The 20,504-nt window shown below is 65.4% G+C and carries 19 protein-coding genes and 1 tRNA gene; 7 read left to right on the top strand and 13 right to left on the bottom strand.

From position 1 onward, the window contains the following. Positions 1 to 18 precede the first annotated feature (18 nt). Positions 19 to 1,350: an aspartate aminotransferase family protein gene (locus tag A9J21_RS00320; protein WP_066730761.1), complete on the bottom strand. Its 1,332-nt coding sequence runs from the start codon at positions 1,348 to 1,350 to the stop codon at positions 19 to 21. A gap of 305 nt (positions 1,351 to 1,655) precedes the next feature. On the opposite strand from A9J21_RS00320, the gene A9J21_RS00315 reads away from it, so the two are divergent. Further along, on the top strand, positions 1,656 to 3,101 hold the full coding sequence (locus tag A9J21_RS00315; protein ID WP_066730759.1) for a PLP-dependent aminotransferase family protein: 1,446 nt from the start codon (positions 1,656 to 1,658) through the stop codon (positions 3,099 to 3,101). 15 nt (positions 3,102 to 3,116) lie between these two features. On the opposite strand, the gene A9J21_RS00310 is transcribed toward A9J21_RS00315, so the two are convergent. The 4 genes from A9J21_RS00310 to leuC all read right to left on the bottom strand — a co-directional run bounded on the left by A9J21_RS00310 (position 3,117) and on the right by leuC (position 7,225). Further along, positions 3,117 to 3,704, bottom strand: a complete 588-nt coding sequence (locus tag A9J21_RS00310) for an acyloxyacyl hydrolase (protein WP_066730791.1) — start codon at positions 3,702 to 3,704, stop codon at positions 3,117 to 3,119. 556 nt (positions 3,705 to 4,260) lie between these two features. Further along, positions 4,261 to 5,139, bottom strand: coding sequence for an alpha/beta fold hydrolase (locus A9J21_RS00300; protein ID WP_066730755.1), 879 nt, complete (start codon positions 5,137 to 5,139; stop codon positions 4,261 to 4,263). A gap of 12 nt (positions 5,140 to 5,151) precedes the next feature. After that, on the bottom strand, positions 5,152 to 5,796 hold the full coding sequence (gene leuD, locus A9J21_RS00295) for a 3-isopropylmalate dehydratase small subunit (protein WP_066730754.1): 645 nt from the start codon (positions 5,794 to 5,796) through the stop codon (positions 5,152 to 5,154). 13 nt (positions 5,797 to 5,809) lie between these two features. Beyond that, positions 5,810 to 7,225: a 3-isopropylmalate dehydratase large subunit gene (gene leuC, locus A9J21_RS00290; protein ID WP_066730753.1), complete on the bottom strand. Its 1,416-nt coding sequence runs from the start codon at positions 7,223 to 7,225 to the stop codon at positions 5,810 to 5,812. 138 nt (positions 7,226 to 7,363) lie between these two features. Here leuC and A9J21_RS00285 point away from each other — a divergent pair, with 138 nt between their 5' ends. Further along, on the top strand, positions 7,364 to 8,281 hold the full coding sequence (locus tag A9J21_RS00285; RefSeq protein WP_066730751.1) for a LysR family transcriptional regulator: 918 nt from the start codon (positions 7,364 to 7,366) through the stop codon (positions 8,279 to 8,281). A gap of 112 nt (positions 8,282 to 8,393) precedes the next feature. Continuing rightward, the gene (gene dmeF, locus A9J21_RS00280) at positions 8,394 to 9,392 is read left to right on the top strand and encodes a CDF family Co(II)/Ni(II) efflux transporter DmeF (protein ID WP_066730749.1); all 999 of its coding nucleotides are present in this window, start codon (positions 8,394 to 8,396) and stop codon (positions 9,390 to 9,392) included. Between the two features lie 13 nt (positions 9,393 to 9,405). On the opposite strand, the gene A9J21_RS00275 is transcribed toward dmeF, so the two are convergent. From A9J21_RS00275 to A9J21_RS00240, 8 genes are all read right to left on the bottom strand, one after another. Continuing rightward, on the bottom strand, positions 9,406 to 10,389 hold the full coding sequence (locus tag A9J21_RS00275) for a quinone oxidoreductase (protein WP_066730748.1): 984 nt from the start codon (positions 10,387 to 10,389) through the stop codon (positions 9,406 to 9,408). A gap of 71 nt (positions 10,390 to 10,460) precedes the next feature. After that, positions 10,461 to 10,904: a GNAT family N-acetyltransferase gene (locus A9J21_RS00270; RefSeq protein WP_066730745.1), complete on the bottom strand. Its 444-nt coding sequence runs from the start codon at positions 10,902 to 10,904 to the stop codon at positions 10,461 to 10,463. Positions 10,905 to 11,274: 370 nt separating this feature from the next. After that, positions 11,275 to 11,349, bottom strand: a tRNA-Cys gene (locus tag A9J21_RS00265). A gap of 135 nt (positions 11,350 to 11,484) precedes the next feature. Continuing rightward, entirely contained in the window at positions 11,485 to 11,964 is a 480-nt protein-coding gene (bfr, locus tag A9J21_RS00260; protein WP_066730741.1) for a bacterioferritin, read from the bottom strand. 212 nt (positions 11,965 to 12,176) lie between these two features. Then, positions 12,177 to 12,632, bottom strand: coding sequence for a PA2169 family four-helix-bundle protein (locus A9J21_RS00255; protein WP_066730739.1), 456 nt, complete (start codon positions 12,630 to 12,632; stop codon positions 12,177 to 12,179). Positions 12,633 to 12,819: 187 nt separating this feature from the next. After that, positions 12,820 to 13,416, bottom strand: a complete 597-nt coding sequence (gene ribA, locus A9J21_RS00250) for a GTP cyclohydrolase II (RefSeq protein ID WP_066730789.1) — start codon at positions 13,414 to 13,416, stop codon at positions 12,820 to 12,822. A 183-nt stretch (positions 13,417 to 13,599) separates the two neighbouring features. Next, entirely contained in the window at positions 13,600 to 14,562 is a 963-nt protein-coding gene (locus tag A9J21_RS00245; RefSeq protein WP_066730736.1) for an Abi family protein, read from the bottom strand. Between the two features lie 156 nt (positions 14,563 to 14,718). Further along, positions 14,719 to 15,828 carry a 4-hydroxyphenylpyruvate dioxygenase family protein gene (locus A9J21_RS00240; RefSeq protein WP_082926148.1) on the bottom strand — a complete coding sequence of 370 codons (1,110 nt, stop codon included), beginning with the start codon at positions 15,826 to 15,828 and terminating at the stop codon, positions 14,719 to 14,721. A gap of 249 nt (positions 15,829 to 16,077) precedes the next feature. On the opposite strand from A9J21_RS00240, the gene A9J21_RS00235 reads away from it, so the two are divergent. From A9J21_RS00235 to A9J21_RS00220, 4 genes are all read left to right on the top strand, one after another. Then, positions 16,078 to 16,911, top strand: a complete 834-nt coding sequence (locus tag A9J21_RS00235) for a shikimate dehydrogenase (RefSeq protein ID WP_066730734.1) — start codon at positions 16,078 to 16,080, stop codon at positions 16,909 to 16,911. A gap of 55 nt (positions 16,912 to 16,966) precedes the next feature. Then, positions 16,967 to 18,292 (top strand): MFS transporter, encoded by a 1,326-nt coding sequence (locus A9J21_RS00230; protein ID WP_066730729.1) that lies wholly within the window; start codon positions 16,967 to 16,969, stop codon positions 18,290 to 18,292. A gap of 42 nt (positions 18,293 to 18,334) precedes the next feature. Then, positions 18,335 to 19,399 carry a porin gene (locus A9J21_RS00225; RefSeq protein WP_066730727.1) on the top strand — a complete coding sequence of 355 codons (1,065 nt, stop codon included), beginning with the start codon at positions 18,335 to 18,337 and terminating at the stop codon, positions 19,397 to 19,399. A 135-nt stretch (positions 19,400 to 19,534) separates the two neighbouring features. After that, positions 19,535 to 20,500, top strand: coding sequence for a LysR family transcriptional regulator (locus A9J21_RS00220; protein ID WP_066730725.1), 966 nt, complete (start codon positions 19,535 to 19,537; stop codon positions 20,498 to 20,500). The last annotated feature ends 4 nt before the right edge of the window (positions 20,501 to 20,504 follow it).

The following is a 20,504-nucleotide window of genomic DNA, read 5'->3' as shown; positions in this document are numbered from 1 at the left end:
TATGTCTCGGTGCAGGTCTTACTTCACGCTCTGCAGGGCCTGCTTCACGGTATCGAACAACTGGTCGATCTCGGCCTCGGAAATGATCAGCGGCGGCGAGAACGCCAGGATATCGCCGGTGTAGCGTACCAGCACCCCCAGCTCCAGGCATTTCAGGAACGCCTCGTAGGCACGCGCGCCCGGCGCGCCGGGACGCGATTCCAGTTCCACGCCCGCCACCATGCCCAGGTTGCGGATGTCCTTCACATACGGCGCGCCACGCAGCCCGTGCACGGCTGCTTCGAATTTCGGCGACAGCTCGGCCGCGCGCTCGAACAGCCTGTCGCTCTTGTACAGGTCCAGCGTGGCGATACAGGCTGCCATCGCCAGCGGATGGCCCGAGTACGTGTAGCCGTGCGGCAGTTCGATGCCGCCCTGCGGCGTGGCGTTGATCACGGCGTCATGCACCTCGCGGCGCACGGCCACGGCGCCCATCGGCACGGCGGCGTTGTTGATGGCCTTTGCCATCGTGATCAGGTCAGGCGTGACCTTCAGGCGCTCTGCCGCGGTGGCAGCGCCCAGGCGGCCGAAAGCAGTGATCACTTCGTCGAAGATCAGCAGGATGCCGTGCTTGCTGGTGATCTCGCGCAGCTTCTCCAGATAGCCGACTGGCGGAATCAGCACGCCGGCGGAGCCCGCCATCGGTTCGACGATCACGGCGGCGATGTTCGAGGCGTCGTGCAGCGCGATCAGCCGTTCCAGGTCGTCGGCCAGGTGGGCGCCCCATTGCGGCTGCCCCTTCGAGAACGCCGCCTCGGCAATATTCAGCGTGGCGGGCAGGTGGTCGGTGCCCGGCATCACGTTGGCCGACCACATCTTGCGGTTCGGCCCGATACCGCCCACGCCCAGGCCGCCGAAGCCCACGCCGTGGTAGCCGCGCTCGCGGCCGATGATGCGCGTGCGCTGGCCTTCGCCGCGCGCCCGGTGGTAGGCCAGGGCAATCTTCAGCGCCGTGTCGACCGATTCCGAACCCGAGTTCGTAAAGAAAATGCGATCCAGACCCTTGGGCATCAGCGCAGCCACCTTGGTGGCGGCCTCGAATTCCAGCGGATGGCCCATCTGGAACGGCGGCGCATAGTCCAGCGTGGCCGCCTGCTGCGCGATCGCCTCGACGATCTCCTTACGCGAATGGCCGGCTGCCACGCACCAGAGACCGGCGCAACCATCGAGCACCTTGCGGCCATCGTGGGTCGTGTAGTACATGCCGCTGGCCGATGCCAGCAGGCGCGGGGCGGCCTTGTACTGGCGATTGGCCGTAAACGGCATCCACAGGGCTTCGAGATCGGGAATCACGGTCTTGGCGGCGTCCATACGTTCTCCTGGTGCGGTGTGCAGGGTGGCGCGCGGAATGCGACGCCGAGGTTTCCGGCAACTCTACCGGCGGGGTCTGGCGTAAAGAATATACGGTAACGAGATCGTCGCCTTACCGTACAGTTTAGTCATCGAAAACCGTACAGGTCAGTGCGTCGCGGCGGGCGTTGCAAGGCCTCCGGCGATACGCTGTTGCAACGCTGAAACCGATCAGGCACGCGGGATTCACGCTGCGACGCACCAATTCGGGCATCCCGCCGGGGTAGCCAGTACACTGTACAGGTTTCGCACCTTGCAGCCGCCCCATGCTGAACCTGAACCTCGCACGTAGCCGCCGTGGCGGAGAGACCCTGACCGAGCAGATCGTGGCCGGCATTGCCGCGCTGGTGGACCAGCGCGCCCTGCGCGCGGGCGCCCTGCTGCCATCTGTACGCCGCTTTGCGCAGCAGCACAGCGTCAGCACGTTCACCGTGGCCGAGGCCTATGGCCGCCTGACCGCGCTGGGCTACCTGACGGCCCGGCCGGGCTCCGGCTACACCGTGGCCCACCGGCATACGCCGGCTGGCCAGGCACGCACTTCGCAGTGGGAGGCTCCGGCGCTCAATGCCGCCTGGCTGCTGTCCGATGTCTTCGCCGACCATTCCGTGCCGATCAAGGCTGGCGCCGGATGGCTGCCCGGTGACTGGCTCAACGAGGAAGGCCTGCACCAGGCCATGCGCAGTGCGGCGCGCGTGCCGGCGGCGCAGGTTTCGGGCTACGGCCATCCGTATGGCTTCGGCGCGTTGCGCGAGCATATCGCCACGCACCTGAGCCAGTACGGCATCCCCGTGCAGGCGCAACAGGTGGTGCTGACCCAGGGCGCCACGCAGGCGCTGGACCTGGTGGTGCGCACGCTGCTGCGCCCCGGTGACACCGTGCTTGTGGAATCGCCCTGCTATTGCAATCTGTTGCAGATATTGCGACTGGCCGGCCTGCGGGCAATCGGGGTCAATCGCACCGATGCGGGCCTGGACACCGATGCGCTGGAAGACGCCATCCGGCAGCACGCGCCCCGGGCGCTGTTCGTCAATACGGTGCTGCAGAATCCGACCGGCGCCAGCCTGACCAGCATGAACGCGTTCCGCGTGCTGCAACTGGCCGAGCAGCACCGCCTGCTGGTGGTGGAAGACGATATCTACCGCGAACTGGCGCCAGCCGGGTCGCCGATGCTGGCGGCCATGGACGGCCTGTCGCAGGTGGTCTACGTCAACGGATTCTCGAAGACCATCACGCCGTCTCTGCGCGTGGGCTACCTGGCGGCCAGCCCGGACCTTGCCAAGGCCTTCGCGCAGACCAAGATGGCAGTGGGACTGACCTCGTCAGAGGTAACCGAACGGCTCGTGTATTCGGTGCTGACCAGCGGCCACTACGGACGGCATGTGGCCGCGCTGGCCGAACGGCTACGCGCGCAACAGGATCGCGTGGCGGAAAAGATGGAAGCGCATGGACTGGAGATCATGCTACGGCCCGACGGCGGCATGTTCGCCTGGGCCCGCCTGGCGCAGACCGGTGCAGAGATGGCAGTGACTGGCAACCAGCTGGCAACGCTGGCGCTGGAACATGGCATCTGGCTGGCGCCCGGCTCGTACTTCGAGCCCGATGAAACCGATTCGCCGTGGATCCGCTTCAATGTGGCTACCGGGGACGCGCCCCAGCTATGGGCATTTTTCGATGCCCTGCGCAGCGGCCGGGCCCAGGCCCGAGCCGCCTGACGCAGGCTTGCCCGATCAGAAGCGATAGCGCACGTAGCCCGTGTAGAAGTTGCTGCCCGGGTTCGGTTCCTTGATGCCGGCGTTGGAGATGTGCTGGAACCGGAAGCCCACTTCGGTGTTGGCGTTCTTGCCAAAGCCCACGCCCACGCCAAGCATGTCGGAGAACTGGAAGGCGCTGCCCATGCGGTGCTGGTCGGAAGTGCCGGTATGCGTCAGCATGCGCACGCCGACCGACGCTTCGGCGAACGGCACGAAATAGCTGCCGCGCTTTTCAACGCGCAGGATCGGCGAAATACCGAATTCGAACAGGTTCTGCTGGTTGGTGCCGCCGCGGGCGTCCCAGCCGGCCACGTTGAACTCGGCCTGCAGGCGGAACAGCCAGCCTTGCGGGTTGCCGTACTGGATGGGCGTGTTGAAATTGACGCCAAGTTCGTACTTGTTGACATCGTGGCTGGTGTCGCGGCCAAAGGCCACGTGCACGGCCGGATGGGCCCAACCCACCAGTTCTTCGGCACTGGCGGCCGAACTGGCCCCTGCCAATGCTGCGGCGACGGCCAGGGTACGGATAGCGAACAGGGAGCGGGGTGACTTGGCGAAATGCATGCGGCGTTCTTGTTGTTCTGTCTTCATGAATGAAGGCATCGAAGAGAGAGTGACTCGGCAACTAGACGAAATCGACTGCCGGCCCCGCCGAAGCACCTTGGCGCTCGGGAGGGGTCAGGCCCAGAGCCTCTCTACCACCCAACTCGCGGCAACACAGATCCCGAGCCAGATGGCGAGGCAGCTTGCAATAAATCGGTACGTCATTGTGGGAATTAACAGCTGAGGAGAAATTTTTAATGGAATTTTTGCGACGGATTATACATACATTCACGAATGCATGTATATCGTGTCGCGGCAGTCGATGGGTTGACCGCCCCGCGTCCATCAGAATTCCTCCAATCCGCGATGATGCCAGCCCCCGGAGAACTGTGCAGACGGAAGGTGAAACAGCCGTATCAAGGATACGAAAGGCACAGATCGACGCAATGTGGCGTTTGCGACACCACGACGTGTGGCGCATGGGGCCGTCGGGACCCGCCCCTGGGTAGCCGCCGCGCGCAGCCGGGTGGCTGCGGCGGGGAAAGAAATCTCTGCTTAATCAGAGAGTTGCCGATAATCAGCCGCGCAGGAAAGGCAGCACTTCGGCCAGCAATTGCTCGGGGACTTCCTCGGCAATGTAGTGCCCGCAGGGCATGGCATGCCCCCTCACCTGGCGCGCGATCTTGCGCCATTCTTCCAAAGGTGAAAAACACTGTTCCACTGCACCGTTGGCCCCCCACAACGCCAGCATGTCGCATTCGACCTTTCGGCCGGCCTCGATATCGGCGCGATCGTGCTCCAGGTCGATGCCGGCGCTGGCCCGGTAGTCCTCGCACAGCCCGTGTGCTGCGCCGGGCAGCCTCAGGCACCGCAGGTATTCGGCCAGCGCCGCGTCGGTGAACGGCGACATGCCCGCGCTGCGCCCGCCCATGGTCTGGCGCAGATACAGCGCCGGATCGGCCTCGATCAGCGTCTCCGGGAACGGCGCAGGCCGGATCAGGAAGAACCAGTGGTAATAGGCGCGTGCGAACGCCTCGGTGGTCTGCGAGTACATGGCAAGCGTCGGGGCAATGTCCAGCGTGACCAGTTTTTCGACAGCCTGCGGATGATCTACCGCCAGCCGGTGCGCCACGCGTGCGCCCCGGTCGTGCGCCAGCACCCGGAACCGCTCGAAGCCAAGCTCGCGCATGACGGCCAGCTGGTCCGCTGCCATCACGCGCTTGCTGTAGTTGCTGTGATCGGGCAAACCCGCCGGCTTGCCGCTGTCGCCATAGCCGCGCAGGTCGGTGGCTACCACCGTGAAATGGCGCGCCAGCTCGCCCGCCACCTTGTGCCAGATCACGTGGGTCTGCGGGTGCCCGTGCAACAGCAGCAGCGGCGGCCCCTCGCCGCCCACCACGGCGTGGATGGGCACGCCATCGTGGTCGATGCGGTGCGTTGCGAAACCTTCGAACATCGTGTTGTCTCCTCAGCCGGCCAATCGGGCCATGGTAGTGGCAGCCACATCCCGAAGCCAGGGGTTGGCCGCGTGATGCCGGCCGGCGAAGGCCGCGATGGCATCGGCGTGGGTCAGCGACATGCCGATGATGTCCAGGCCGCGCCGGAACATGTCCAGGTGCCGGGCCGACATCGTGAACGGCGCCGTGAAGTCTCCGGCCGCAACGGTCATCGTGTCCAGGTCGATGCGGATCGATGCCGGTGCCGCCGGGTTGGCCGCCGCGCGCATCAGCACATCCACCTGGGCCTGCGGCAGCATCACCAGCAGCAGCCGGTTGTTCATCGCGTTCGAATAGAAGATCTCGCCGAAGCTGGGCGCGATGACCGCGCGGATGCCGTACTGCTGCAGCCCCCAGACGGCATGCTCGCGGCTGGAGCCGCAACCGAAGTTGGGGCCGGCCACCAGCACCCGGGTGTCGCGCCAGGCTGGCTGGTTCAGCACGAAATCCGGGCGCGGCTCGCCATGCTCGTCGAACCGCATGTCGTAGAGCAGGCCACGGTCCAGCCCGGCCTTGTCGATGCCGCGCAGAAACTGCTTGGGCATGATCTGGTCGGTGTCCAGGTTCGGCAGCGGCAGCGGGGCGCCGATGCCTTCGATCAGGGTGAATGCGGACATTGTGGGTCTCCGGTCAGCGGGATTGGCCAAGCTGGCGCACATCGGTGATGCAGCCTGTGATGGCGGCCGCGGCGGCCATGGCGGGGCTCATCAGGTGGGTGCGCCCCGCGCGGCCCTGGCGGCCTTCGAAATTGCGGTTGGTGGTGGACGCGCAGCGCTCGCCCGGCGCAAGCATGTCATCGTTCATCGCCAGGCACATCGAGCAGCCGGGCTTGCGCCATTCGAAACCGGCTTCCAGCAGTAGTGCGGCAATGCCCTCGGCCTCGGCCTGCTCGCGCACGGCGCCGGACCCCGGCACCACCATCGCGCGCACGCCGGCCGCCACCTTGTGGCCGCGCACCACGTCGGCCACGGCGCGCAGGTCTTCGATGCGGCCGTTGGTACAGGAGCCGATGAACACGCGCTGCACCGGCAGGCCCTGCAGATGGCTGCCGGGAGCCAGGCCGATATAGTCCAGCGCCCGTTCGGCCGACGCCCGCGCAATGGCATCGGCGGCGTCGGCCGGATGCGGCACGGCGGCGCTGACGGGAATCGCCTGGTCGGGGCTGGTGCCCCAGGTCACGTAGGGCTCCACCACCGAGGCATCGAACACCAGTTCGGCATCGAATGGCGCGTCGGCGTCGGACGCCAGTTGTGCCCACGCGCTGCGCGCGGCCTGCGCCATCGACGCATCGATATCGGCGGCGCGCTCGAGCACATAGCCCACCGACGTGGCGTCGGGGGCAATCAGCGCGCCGCGCGCCCCGGCTTCGACCGTCATGTTGCACAGGGTCATGCGTGCTTCCATCGACAGCGCGTGGATGGCGCTGCCGGTGAATTCCACCACGTAGCCGCGCGCACCCTGGGCGCTGATACGCGAGATGATGTGGAGAATCAGGTCCTTGGACGTGGTGCCGGGTGGCAGCAGGCCTTCCACGCGGATGCGCATGTCCCGCGCCAGCCGGTAGACCAGCGTCTGCGTGGCCAGCACGTGCTCCACCTCGGACGTGCCAATGCCAAACCCCAGCGCGCCAAAGGCGCCATACGTGGTGGTGTGGCTGTCACCGCACAGCACGACCATGCCCGGGCGGATCATGCCGTGCTCCGGCGTGATCACGTGCTCGATTCCCTGCAGCGGATCATTGGTATCGAACAGCGGAATGCCGTGCAGGTCGCAATTGCGCTTGAGGTTGCGTGCCTGCAGGGCCGACGCCGGGTCCTGGATCACGCGCGGCGACTCCGCGTGCGTGGGGATGATGTGATCGACCACGGCCAGTTGCTGGCCCGGCGCCGGCACTTTGCGGCCGTGCTCGGCCAGCCCCGCGAAGGCCTGCGGGCTGGTGTACTCGTTCATGATGTGCAGATCGGCGTAGAGCAGCACGTTGTCAGCGTCGAGCGTGACCACGGTGTGCGACTCCACGAGCTTGCGATACAGCGTGCGTGCGGCCATGTTGCTTGCCTGCCTGTTGTGGGGGATGGGATGACAGGCAGTCTAATCGCGGAATCCACCGCTATAATTTCGTGAATCGCATTTCATTCGTGCTTTGGATTCATTAGTCATGCCGACCGGATTCCGCACGATCCTGCCATGGACACCTTTTCCGATCTCGCCTTCTTCATCCTGCTGGTCAAGCGCGGCAGCTTGGCCGGCGCCGCGCAGCAGCTGGGCCTGACGCCCTCGGCGGCCAGCAAGCGCCTGGCCGCGCTGGAGGCCCGGCTGGGCGTGCGGCTGCTGAACCGCACCACGCGACGGCTGTCGGTGACGCCCGAGGGCGAGGCCTATCTGGATCAGGGCGGGCGCATCCTGGCCGAACTGGAGGAACTGGAGCAGGGCCTGGGCGGTAGCCGCGTGGCGCCGCGCGGACTGCTGCGGGTGAATGCCACGCTGGGCTTCGGCCGCCGGCATATCGCGCCTGCGGTGGGCGATTTCCTGCAGGCGTATCCGGACGTCGAAATCCAGTTGCAACTGACCGATCGCGCGCTGAACCTGGCCGAGGAAGGATTCGACGTCGGCATCCTGGTAGGCGACCTGCCCGACGCCCGGCTCAACGCGCGCAAGCTCGCGCCGAACCGCCGGCTGCTGTGTGCGGCGCCGGCCTACCTGGCGCGCCATGGCGAACCGGCATCGCCACGCGCGCTGCAGCAGCACCGCTGCATCGTGATCCGCGAAAGCGAAACCGCGTACGGCACCTGGCATCTGCAGGCAGCCGGACGCCAGGAGACGGTCAAGGTGCGCGGGACGGCAGCCACCAACGACGGCGAGGTGGCCGTGAACTGGGCGCTGCAGGGACACGGCATCCTGCTCCGATCCGAATGGGAGGTGGCTCCGCTGCTGCGCTCCGGGCGGCTCCGGCAGGTGCTGCCCGAATGGTCGGCGCCGCCGGCCGATATCTACGCGGTGTATCTCTCGCGCGACAAGCTGTCAGCCCGCGTGCGCGCATTCGTCGATTTCATGGCCGAGCATTTTGGCGGCTACGACACGGCGGCCGACTATCACGGCTGGTAGCGGGCCCCGCGCGGGGAACAACAACCTTCTGGCCGCCATGGTTGTCAGATAACTGTCGGCGCACGGCTGCTACCCTAGCCACTGCCTTCCTTCCCGCCTTACGGATCCAGCCATGCACACCCGCAATTTCTCGACGTGGACCCATTCCCACGTCTTCGACACCGGCAACCAGGCCGCCGAACGCGGCACCCGCCTGGTGATGTGGATCACGCTGGCGATGATGGCGATCGAGATCGCCGCCGGCCTGGGCTTCAATTCGATGGCGCTGCTGGCCGACGGCTGGCATATGAGTTCGCACGCGGTCGCCATCGGCCTGTCGGCGTTTGCCTATGCGGCCGCCCGGCGGCTGGCGCAGGACGCGCGCTTCACGTTCGGCACGTGGAAGATCGAGGTGCTGGCCGCCTTTGCCAGCGCCGTGTTCCTGCTGGGCGTGGCTGGCCTGATGGCCTTCGGGTCGGTCGAACGGCTGTTCAGCCCGGCGCCGATCCACTACCGCGAAGCCATGGCCGTGACCGCCATCGGCCTGCTGGTCAACCTGGGCTGCGCGTTGATCCTGGGCGGCGCCCATCATGGGCACGGACATGACCACGGGCACGATCACCACCATGACCACGGGCACGACCACGGCCACCAGCATCACGACATCAACCTGCGTTCTGCCTACCTGCACGTGATTGCCGACGCCGCCACGTCGGTGCTGGCAATCGTGGCGCTGGCCGGCGGCTGGTGGCTGGGCTGGAACTGGCTCGATCCGGTGATGGGTCTGGTGGGCGCCGTGCTGGTGGGCCGCTGGGCCATTGGCCTGCTGCGCCAGAGTGGCACGGTGCTGCTGGACCGCGAGATGGACCACCCCGTGGTGGAAGAGGTACGCGAAGTGCTCGACGGATTCGCCCACGGCGAAGGCCACACGCGCGTGGCAGACCTGCACGTCTGGCGCGTGGGGCGCGAGCAGTTTGCCTGTATCGCCAGCCTGGTCACGCACGACGCCACCCTGACGCCGCAAAGGGTGCGGCAGGCCCTGTCAATCCACGAGGAACTGGTGCACGTGAGCGTCGAGATCAACCAGTGCGACGATGGCCCGGCACCAGGCCGGCCCCCGCATCGCCACTAGTTCGCTGACCGGCTCAGGGCTGCAGCAGGATCGCGCCGGTCGTCTCGCGGCGCTCCGCCGCTTCGTGGGCGTGCGCCACATCGGCCAGCGGGAAGCGTGCGCCGATATCGACCTTCACATGACCTGCGGCGATGGCATCGAACAGGTCTTTGGCATTGGCGCGGAAGCGCGTTGCATCGGCGTTGTGCGGAAACACGGACGGCCGGGTCAGGAACAGGCAGCCCTTCTTGTTGAGCAGTTCGGGCTCGATGGCCGGTGCCGGGCCCGACGCCGCGCCGTACAGCACCACCATGCCGAAGGTCTGCGCGCAGTCGAGCGAACCCAGGAAGGTGTCCTTGCCCACGGCATCGTAGACCACGGTCACGCCGCGCCCATCCGTGGCATCGCGCACCTGCTTGACCCAGTCGCCATGGCTGTAGTCGATGGCGATATCGCAACCTGCCGCCCGCGCGCGCTCGCACTTGGCCGCCGAGCCGGCCGTGCCGATCACGCGCGCACCGAGCGCCCTGGCCCAGCCGCTGAGGATCTGGCCCACGCCGCCGGCCGCCGCATGCACCAGCACCGTATCGCCAGGCTTCACCGCGTGGGTGTGGCGTACCAGGTACTGCGCGGTCATGCCTTTGAAGATGGTGGCCGCGGCTTGTTCGTCGCTGACGTTGCCGGGCAGCTTGACGAGCTTGTCGGCGGCCACGTTGCGGCCCTCCGAATAGGCGCCCAGGCCGGCATTCATATAGGCCACGCGGTCACCCACGGCCACATCGGTCACGCCCTGGCCAACGGCCTCCACCACGCCGGCAGCCTCGAAGCCGAGCCCGGTGCCGGCCGGCAGCGGATAGGCGCCACGGCGCTGGTAGATATCGATGAAATTGAAGCCGATTGCCGTGTGCCGCACGCGCGCCTCGCCGGGGCCCGGCTCCGGCAGTTCTACCGATTCCAGCCGCATGACCTGCGGCAAACCAAATTCGTGAAGGCGGATGGCGCGGACGGTCGTCGGCATGGGGTCTCCTCGATGCGCTGGCAGAAAGTGAAGGCCCGATTATTGACGCTTTTGCGAAACCTTGCCGGCACTCACGCCAGTTCGGCGCTCATGCACAGCGCGCTGGTATCGCGCAGCCGCCTGAACTCCTGGCTCTCCAACACCTCGGTCGGCAGCTTGGACGCATGAATCAGCGAGAAACCGTAGCGCGCGAAGTAGCTTGGACAGGTGGACGTGAGCAAGACCGCGCGTCGGCTGCCATTGGCGCGCGCCCGCATCATCACGGCGTGTACCAGATGGCTGGCAACACCCTGGTCGCGCCATTCGCGCAGCACGGCCACCGATCGGATAATCGCCGTATCGCCAAAAAGCTCGGCACAAGCGCAACCCACCAGTTGCGCATCGAGCACGGCCACATGAAATTCGCCGACGAGTCGCGGCAGGTCGTCCACCGGCAAGCCGCACCGCTCAAGAACGGTGCCGATGGCGAGCGTATCCGAAGGCTGAGCCATACGGATTCGCATGTCTTTAATCATTTGGAGCCTCTGTTTCTCTCATCACGTTGCGACGGATACGCCATGGAAGCCCTGCATGGTGAAACCTGGTGCGCCAACTGCCGTGCGCCAACGACCGGTAGTCGTACGACAACGGCACCAAAGAGAGCGGTGAATTGCTGACGATTGGTGCATGCGCGCCTCACAGTATCGCAATCGCGTCCGAGTTTCCAGAGGGAAATCACCGGATGCGACGCGTGCCATGCACAGTCAAAAAACGAGCATGAAATGCGCCAGGCCCGCCAGTCAGTATCGGCGTGTTTCGTGAAGAAAATGCGTGCGCGAGAAAAACGTCGCAAGCGATGCGGCGTCAGCGGAAAACCGCGAGAGAAACGGAAGGAAAATCAGGGAGTGGAGGCGGGGATACGGAATCGAACCGTCGTAAACGGCTTTGCAGGCCGTCGCATAACCACTCTGCCACCCCGCCCCGGGATGCCGGCCCGGACGGGCCGATCAGTGGTGCGGGGCGCAGTGTAGCCGAACTGGGAGAAGTCTGCAGGGCGTGGGTCCGTTCTGCCTGCGAAGGCCTGTTGCCACGCGGCGCCACGACCCGGCGGCCGGGCTACTCCTCCGGGCTGCCCATGGCCGACTGCAGGTAGTTCTGCACACCAACCTTGCCGACCAGCTCGATCTGGGTCTGCAGCCAGTCGATATGGTCTTCGGTGTCATCCAGGATGTCAGTGACGATCTGGCGCGAGACATAGTCGCCCACCGATTCGAAATACTTGATCGCTTCCTTCAGGCTGGCTTGCGACACCAGTTCGAGCTTGAGATCGCAGCCGAGCATTTCCTCGGTGTTCTCGCCAATCATCAGCTTGTCCAGGTCCTGCAGATTGGGCAGGCCGTCGAGCATGAGAATTCGTTCGATCAGCCGATCGGCATGCTTCATTTCCTCGATCGACTCGTCGTACTCATGTTTGCCCAGCGCCTGGAGCCCCCAATGGCGATACATGCGGGCATGCAGAAAATACTGGTTGATTGCCGTCAGTTCGTGCTTGAGCTGACCGTTGAGCAACTGAATTACCTTCTTGTCTGCTTTCATGACCTTGATCCCCAATACGTCCCGGCGACGATTTTCATGGTAATCCCCCGCTCCGGAACTTCAAGCCCGGCGCGGCTTTCCGGGCGGCCATCGATGAAGGAATGGCAAAATACCTCGCAACGATGATTATGCGAGTGATACTGATTCCGATTTCGAGGTAATAAAAAGGCGCCTCTCAATGGAGGCGCCTTGCGTCATATTGACCGGGTCATTCATTCGCCGCTCGCGCGATAGCGATTGCGCAGATCCCGAATCAGGTCGTGATTACGCAGCACGCCCTGGTATTGCCGCTCGATCAGCGCGCGAATATCGAAACTGAGATCGGCTTCCTGCAGCGCATCGGCATATTTCTTCTTGGCAACGTCCTCGCCCTTCTCGGTCTCTTCCAGAATGGCCAGGTCGGAACGATCCGATACCGCCGTACGCAGGCTGATCCAGCCTCGATGCAGCGCGCCAGCCATGCTGCCGTGGTCTTCAGGCTTGCCACCCAACGCGGCAACCTGGCCCTGGAGTTCGCGCACTGCAGCGCCAATCTCGGTGGCCCGGCTTGAAAACAGAGTCTTCAGTTCCGGGTTCTTGGCATCGTCGGCAGCCTTGCGAAACCCCTCCTCGCCGTCGCGCGAGACTTCGATCAGGTCGTTAAGCACAGAGACGTTGTTGTCAGCCATGACGGACTCCTCTCATCACAACGCGCGCGCACCGCGCGACGCGCATGGAACATCCCGCGCGGCGCATGAAGCGGCGCGGCCCTTTATTCCAAGATAGAAGAGTGGCCCCAGCCGGGCTGTCGGGGGGCCTCGCAAGGCGTTGTCGGCCTATGCCTACAGGCCAGCAACGTGCCGGGTGCGTCCAGGGTCAGTCCAGCAAGTGACCCATGCGCGACCGCTTGGTCGCGAGATACTTTTCGTTTTCGGAGTTGGACGGCACGATGTGACGCATCTGCTCCGTCACCCGGATGCCCGCGTCTTCCAGCGCCTTGATCTTGATGGGATTGTTGCTCATCAGCCGAACCGACGAGACGCCCCACTGGCGCAGGAAATCGGCGGCAAACGCATAGGTCCGCGAATCGATCGCCTGGCCCAGCGCCAGGTTGGCGTCGACGGTATCCAGGCCGGTGTCCTGCAGCGCATAGGCGCGGATCTTGTTCGACAGGCCAATGCCGCGGCCTTCATGCCCGCGCAGGTACAGCAGGACGCCGCGGCCTTCCTCTGCAATCTTTTTCATGGCCAGGTCAAGCTGCTCGCCACAGTCGCAGCGGCACGAGCCGAACACATCGCCGGTCAGGCACTCGGAATGCAGGCGCAACAGCACGTCCTCGCCCGAGATGTCGCCCATCGAGAGCGCAAGATGTTCTGTGCCGGTGTCCACGCCCTGGAAGGCATGGGCGGTGAATTGGCCATAGCGGGTCGGCAGACGGGCGGAGCCGATCAGCTCACTTTCTAGGTCTTTCATATTGATGTTCACTGGAGGCGCCATGGGGCCCGCGGGGCATGATGCAGGCGCGGGGCAGGCGCGCCACGGAGCGCCGATTGGGAGAGGCGCCGACGCGGCATGCCGGCAAGGATACCGCGAAATGCATTCCGCCATCCGCCGAGGGGTTACCGGGCGGTAGGCCGCACATGGCCCGGGGCGGGTTCAATCGGGGACAAACAGCCCACTGGAACGCGCGCGCCGGACGCGAACCGGCTGGTTGTTCCGGCCAATCAGGGCAAAGCGGTATCTGAACTCGGCCGGCGTCAGGACTGCCGTATCGGGCACATGCTTGCGGCCACGATAGCGCTGGATGCCCCGCTCGGTCAGGAGGAAATCCAGGCGTTGGCGCCAGGAGGCTTGGACGAGCTCGTGCTGCAGGACCGGGTCGATATAGCCGATGGCGTCTTCAAGCATGCCAAGTAGCCGTTTTAGCCTGCGAATGCTGTCAGCCTGGCTCCGGGAGGCAAACTCAATGATCCTCGCGGGATTCTTCGCATCCTTGATCGCACGAAATTTCCACAGCGGCTCGTGGTGGGCAAGACGGTTCCTGAAACCGTGAAGCTCGAAGACGAACTCCAGCGCCGCCCTGCGCGTTCGTACATCGCTCCACAACAATGCTGACGCGCTGAGCGGATGAAATGGAAACACGGCGGGCAGGATGCGCGACGCGTGCGCAGCAGCGACGTTGTGGAGTACCACGGGCCAGAATCCGAAAGAAAGGCTTGCCACGATTTCGTCTGGGCCGAGGTTACTCCCATGGCGCCGCTCACGAACCTCGTCGACCTTCCTTCGGGACGCCTGCTTCAGGGACTTCCATATCAAGTCGTACCAGTGACAACTCTCGCTTTCACCCTTGCTGTAGAACAGCGACATCTCCCGGTGGACGCTGTTGCGTACTGCAATTTCAAAGTACGCAAGGTGCGACGCAAAACATGAAGAGACTTCGCCATTCCACAAGTACAAGCCAATGGCCTCGTCCATCGTATCTAGTTTGAAATAGTCCTTGTAGTTGTTCAGGCGTGGCAGGGAAACGACGCGTTCGAAGTTGTCGGGAGATGGAGTCCGCATGGCGTTGACATGGTCCAGAGGAGCTACTAGGATTCGTTCCGGCGCGTCGATCGGCATACCCCGCAAGGGCGCCCCGGCGTAAGGAGCAAAAGGCCTCCCAATCGGGAGGCCTTTTGCTTTGTAGCGCGCCGGAAATGCCGCGACTATGAGACAACGGCGCAATCGCAAAAGGATTTGCGTGGGCACCGCCCTACTGTCAGATCCGCCGGAAGATCACCCCCGATACAGCGCCTCCAGCACCGGCAGGTTGCCTTCGCCAAATCCATGGTGGCCGTCGCGCTGGACGATCTCGAAGAAGAACTCGCCTGCCTCGCGCTTCGCGAATGCCTGCAGGAATTGCTCGGGGCCGTTGTCGGGTCGTACGGCGCCGTCGGCCAGGATGCCATGGCGGCGCAGCGCGTCGACGTCCAGCCGATGTCCCGGCAGCCGGGCGTCCAGCGTGTCGTAGTAGGACGCAGGCGGCTCCACGAACGACACGCCGTTGCGTGCCAGCATGCCCGCGCTGGCTACCAGGTCATCTGTCGCCAGCGCGATGTGCTGGATGCCCTCGCCATGGGCATCAGACAGGTAGTGACGCATCTGGTCATGGCGCGGAGTGCCCTTCTCGTACAACGGGATGCGGATCTGGCCGCACGGCGACAGCAGCACGCGCGCGTCGCTGGCCAGTTGCCATTGCGGATTGACCTCGTGGATCTCGCGGAACCCGAGCACGCGGCGATAGAAATCCATCCATTCATCGAGATGCCCGGCATCCACCGCCTGGGCCAGATGGTCCACGCGCTGCAAGCCTGCATCGGCATGCGGCGACGCTGGTGGCAAGGGGCGGAAGTCGACGTCGTAGATCGAGATATCGCCTACGTCGCCGGGCCGGCCCTCCTTGCCGCGCCAGCGGTCCACAAAGTAGATCAGGGACTGGCCGATGCCCTGGATTGCCGGGATGTTGAGTTCCATGGGCCCGACGGTGCCGCCCTCGAACGGCCACGCGCCCGCCTCCACCGCACGCGCGTAGGCGGCTGCGGCGTCCTGCACGCGCAGTCCCAGCGCGCAGATCGACAGGCCGTATTCCGACGCATAGCGCACCGCAAACGAGTCGGGCTCGGCATCGACGATGAAATTCATCTCGCCCTGCCGGTATAGCCGCACGTTCTTGTGCCGATGCTGCGCAATCGCAGAAAAGCCAAAACGTTCGAAGGTCCGGCCAAGCTGGACGGGGTCGGGCGACGCGAATTCGATGAATTCGTAGCCCTGGATGCCCAGCGGATTGTCCCAGGTCTCGAAGCCATCCACGTTGGGCGCGAACACGTTGGAGGCGGCGTCTGTCATGGTCTTTCCTGTACGAATATGGGCATGCCGATCATGCCTGCTGCGGCTTGCAGGCACCCCTCCGTAGAAACCCCAGCTCCGGTCATTGATCGCCCACCGGCGTTCATTAATCGCGCGAAGTCGGCTTCAGTACGCTTGGCCCCGGTGGCCCCGCGCTACTACTGTTACGTCATGACAAGGCCCCCGGCAGCCACGCATAGACAGATCGCACGACGATCCCCTGACGACCACCTTCGCCCCCGACCTCCCATGATCAATGGCAAGACACTTCTCATCGCGCACCTCGGCTATCCGACCGAGTCCTTCAAGGCGCCGATGATCTACAACCCCTGGTTCGCCAGCCAGGGGATCAACGCCGTGGTGATGCCGATGGGCGTCCGGCCCGACGACTATCCCGCCTTCTTCCGCGCGCTGTTCCGCCTCACGAATATCCGGGGGGCGCTGGTCACGATGCCGCACAAGGTGACCACCGTCGAACTGGTTGATGAACTCACGCCCACCGCGCGCATCGCCGGCGCATGCAATGCCGTGCTGCTGCGCGATGACGGCAAGCTCGTGGGCGACCAGTTCGACGGCGCCGGGTTCGTCAACGGCATCCGCCGCAAGGGCTGCCAACTGCCCGGCGCCCGCGCGATGGTGTCCGGATGCGGCGGGGTCGGCTCGGCCATCGCCGCATCGCTGGCGGCCGCCGGCGTGGCCGAACTGGCGCTGTTCGACACCCGCGAGGCATCGGCAGACGCGCTGCGCCAACGTCTGTCCGCCCACTATCCGGCCTTGCGCGTGGTCACGGGGCACAACGATCCGCATGGCTACGACGTGGTGGTCAACGCCACACCGCTCGGCATGAACCCCGGCGACCCGCTGCCGTTCGACGTGTCGCGCATCGCGCCGGGCGCAACCGTCGGCGAAGTCGTGATGAAGTCCGAATACACGCCGTTCCTGGAGGTCGCCGCAGCACGCGGCTGCAAGGTCCAGGTCGGCACCGACATGCTGTTCGAGATGATCCCGGCCTACCTGGAATTCTTCGGCTTCGGCACCGCCACGCCCGATGCCCTGCGCGAGGTCGCCACCATCCGCTACTGATGGCGCCGCGCCAACCACGATACAAACATCACCCATCCACGGTGGAGACAGAAAGATGACAACCATTCACAAGCCGCTGGCCGCGCCCCCCGCCACCGACGGCTCGATGCTGGGCAAGATCCGCGCAAGCATGGCGATCGGCAAGGTGCGCTGGGGCATGCTGGCCCTGGTGTTCTTCGCCACCACGCTCAACTACATCGACCGCGCGGCGCTGGGCGTGCTGCAGCCGGTGCTTGCCAAGGCCATGTCCTGGACGGCGCAGGACTATGCCAATATCAATTTCTGGTTCCAGGTAGGCTATGCGATCGGCTTCGCGCTGCAGGGTCGATTCATCGACATGGTCGGCGTCAAGCGCGCCTTTGCACTGGCGGTACTGCTGTGGAGCATCGCCTGCGGCGCGCACGCGTTCGCGGCCAGTGCGGTGGGCTTCATGATCTGCCGCTTCTTCCTGGGGCTGACCGAGGCCGCCAACTACCCGGCCTGCGTCAAGACCACGCGCATGTGGTTTCCGGCTGGGGAACGGGCCATGGCCACGGGCATCTTCAACGCCGGCACCAATGTCGGCGCGATGCTCACGCCCGTCATGCTGCCGCTGATCCTGCAGGCCTGGGGCTGGCAGGCGGCGTTCCTGGCGGTGGGCTCGCTGGGTGCCATCTGGCTGGTGTTCTGGTGGCTCAAATACGCCAACCCCGACCAGCATCCCACGGTCAGCGCCGCGGAGCTGGCCTATGTCACCCGCGACACCGAGCCCGCTCCGCAACGCATTCCGTACTCACGCATCCTGCGCATGCGCGGCACCTGGGCCTTTGCACTGGCCTATGCCATCACCGCACCGGTGTTCTGGTTCTATCTCTACTGGCTGCCGCCGTTCCTGAACCAGCAGTACCAGCTTGGCATCAGCGTCACGCAGATGGGCATTCCGCTGATCGTGATCTACCTGTCGGCCGATATCGGCAGCGTCGGCGGCGGTGCGCTGTCGTCATGGCTGATCAGCCATGGCATGCCGGCCGTCAAGGCCCGGCTGCTGTCGATGCTGATCTTCGCGGTGTGCATCGCTTCGATCGTATTCGCGGCCGGCGCCAGCAGCCTGTGGATGGCAGTGGCCGCCATCTCGGTCGCCATCGGCGCCCACCAGGCGTGGACGGCCAATATCTGGAGCATGGTGATGGACTACACGCCCAAGCACGTCATCAGCTCGGTGTTCGGCTTCGGCGGCATGATCGGCGCCGTCGGCGGCATGTTCATGACGCAACTGGTTGGCTATGTGCTCACCGCCACCCACAACAACTACGCCGTGCTGTTCACGATGATTCCCTGCGCGTACTTCATCGCGCTGGCCTGGATGTTCCTGATGGCCCCCCGCCAGGTGCCCACGGAATAACCGCCCCTTCAACGCACGGGAACCTACCCTCGGGGAATCTTCATGAAGAAGCAACTGATGACGCTGCTCGCGTGTGGCGCGGGCAGTGCGGGGGCGTTCGCCCAGACCACCGGCGGCGTGACGCTGTACGGCCTGCTCGACACCACCATCCGCTACAGCACGAACGAGGACGCCGCCGGCCACGGCAAGGTGCAGATGACCGATGGCGTGCTGACCGGCAGCCGCTGGGGCATTCGCGGCACCGAGGACCTTGGCAACAACCTCAAGGCCTGGTTCATCCTGGAGTCGGGCTTCAACCCGGAGGTGGGCACCAGCCAGCAGGGCGGCCGGCTGTTTGGCCGCACGGCCGTGGTGGGCTTCGACGGCGACTACGGCAAGCTGGCGCTGGGCCGCCAGTACACGCTGGCGCACGAAGTGTTGTCGTCCTACGAGGCCATGGCCTTTGCCAACAACTCCATCGTCGGCTACCAGGGCGGCAACTACACCGGCCTGCGTTACGACAACACGCTCAAGTACATCAAGAGCTTTGGGGAGCTGCAGGTGGCCGCCGCGTACACGTTCGGCGAGGTGCCGGGCAGCATCAATAACAGCTCGGCCGCGGCAGGGTCGCTGGTCTACAGCTACGGCCCGTGGGAAGTGGGCACGGTCTACCAGCAGACGCAGAACGTGACATCGGCATTCTTCGGCGCGGTGCCGGCCGCGCAGGCCAGCAAGCAGACCGTCTGGGGCCTGGGCGGAACGTACAAGGGCACCCGCGCGCAGTATTACCTGGGCTATACGAACAACCGGCTCGACGTGGCCGATTATCGCAACAACGTCGGCTATATCGGCGCGAGGTATTCGATCACCGATGCGCTGAGCTTCATTGGCACGCTGCAGTACGACTGGCTCAAGCACGCCGGACAGGGCGGCAGGCGGCTGACCACGGCCGGCATGCTCGACTACGCGTTCAGCAAGCGCACCGATGTCTATGTCGAGGTGGACTACACCCATCTGCAGGGACAGTGGATCGCCCTGAACAGCTCGCCGAACTTCGCCAACAGCGGCAATACCTACGGCAATGCCACGCGGCTTGGCGTGATGGCCGGCGTGCGGCACAAGTTCTGACCGGGGCGGATGCACGGACTGCCGCGCGGCCGGCAGTGCCCCCCTCGCCGGTGGCTGGCGCGCTGGACGGCCGTGGCGTATCGTTGCCCACTTGCGCCAGCCAACCGGCCGCCCCCCCGCCCACCCGCCGCCATCATGGATACCCCGAACGCGCCGAACGCGCCGAACGCGAACAACGATCCGTTCCTGAGGGATCTCCGCCTGTTCTGCACCGTTGCGCGGCGTGCCAGCTTTATCGCCGCCGCCAACGACATGGGCCTGTCGCCAGCGCACGTCAGCAAGCGCATCGCCATGCTGGAAGCCATGCTCGGCGCCCGGCTGTTCCACCGCACCACGCGGCGCGTCAGCGTGACGGCCGAAGGCGAGAACGCGTTCGTATGGGCGCGCAAGATCCTCGAAGACGTGGACGGCATGCTCGAATCGGTCGGCAGCCACGCCGATGCGGCGCCGCGCGGGCTGCTGCGCATCGCCACCAGCCTGCGCCTGGGGCGGCGGCACGTGGCGCCGGTGCTCGCCATGCTGCGGCGCCAGCATCCGGGCCTGGAGGTCTGGCTGGAACTGCTCGACCGCCGGGTGGACCTGATTGGCGAGAACTTCGATATCGACATCCGCATCGGCGAGGTGGAGGAACCCCACCTGATTGCCACGCGCATCGCCCCCGGCCAACGCATCCTGTGCGCCGCGCCGGCCTATGTGGCCCAGCGGGGACTCCCTGCCGAACCGGCCGACCTGGCCCAGCACGACTGCCTGCTGCTGCGCGAACGCGACCAGGCATTCGGCGTCTGGCGCCTGCAGGCAGAGGGCCGCAGCGCCACGGTCAAGGTCACGGGGCCGATGGCCTCGAACCACAGCGACGTCACGCGCCAGTGGGCGCACGACGGCTTCGGCATCATCATGGCGTCGGCCTGGGACGTCGCCGACAGCCTGCGCGCCGGCGAACTGGTGCGCGTGCTGCCCGACTGGCATCTCCCGGCCGATATCTGGGCGGTGACCAGCGCACGGGCATCGGTGTCGCCGCGCATGCGGGTCTGCCTGGACTTCCTGCGCACACACCTGACCGAAGGCCCCTATTCGCTGCGCAACACGCCGGGCGATGCCTGACGGC

The organism is Cupriavidus sp. D384, from assembly GCF_001652915.1.
Classification (GTDB): Bacteria; Pseudomonadota; Gammaproteobacteria; order Burkholderiales; family Burkholderiaceae; genus Cupriavidus.
The sequence above is the reverse complement of the archived record's forward strand: the minus strand, read 5'-3'. Positions and strand labels throughout refer to the sequence as shown.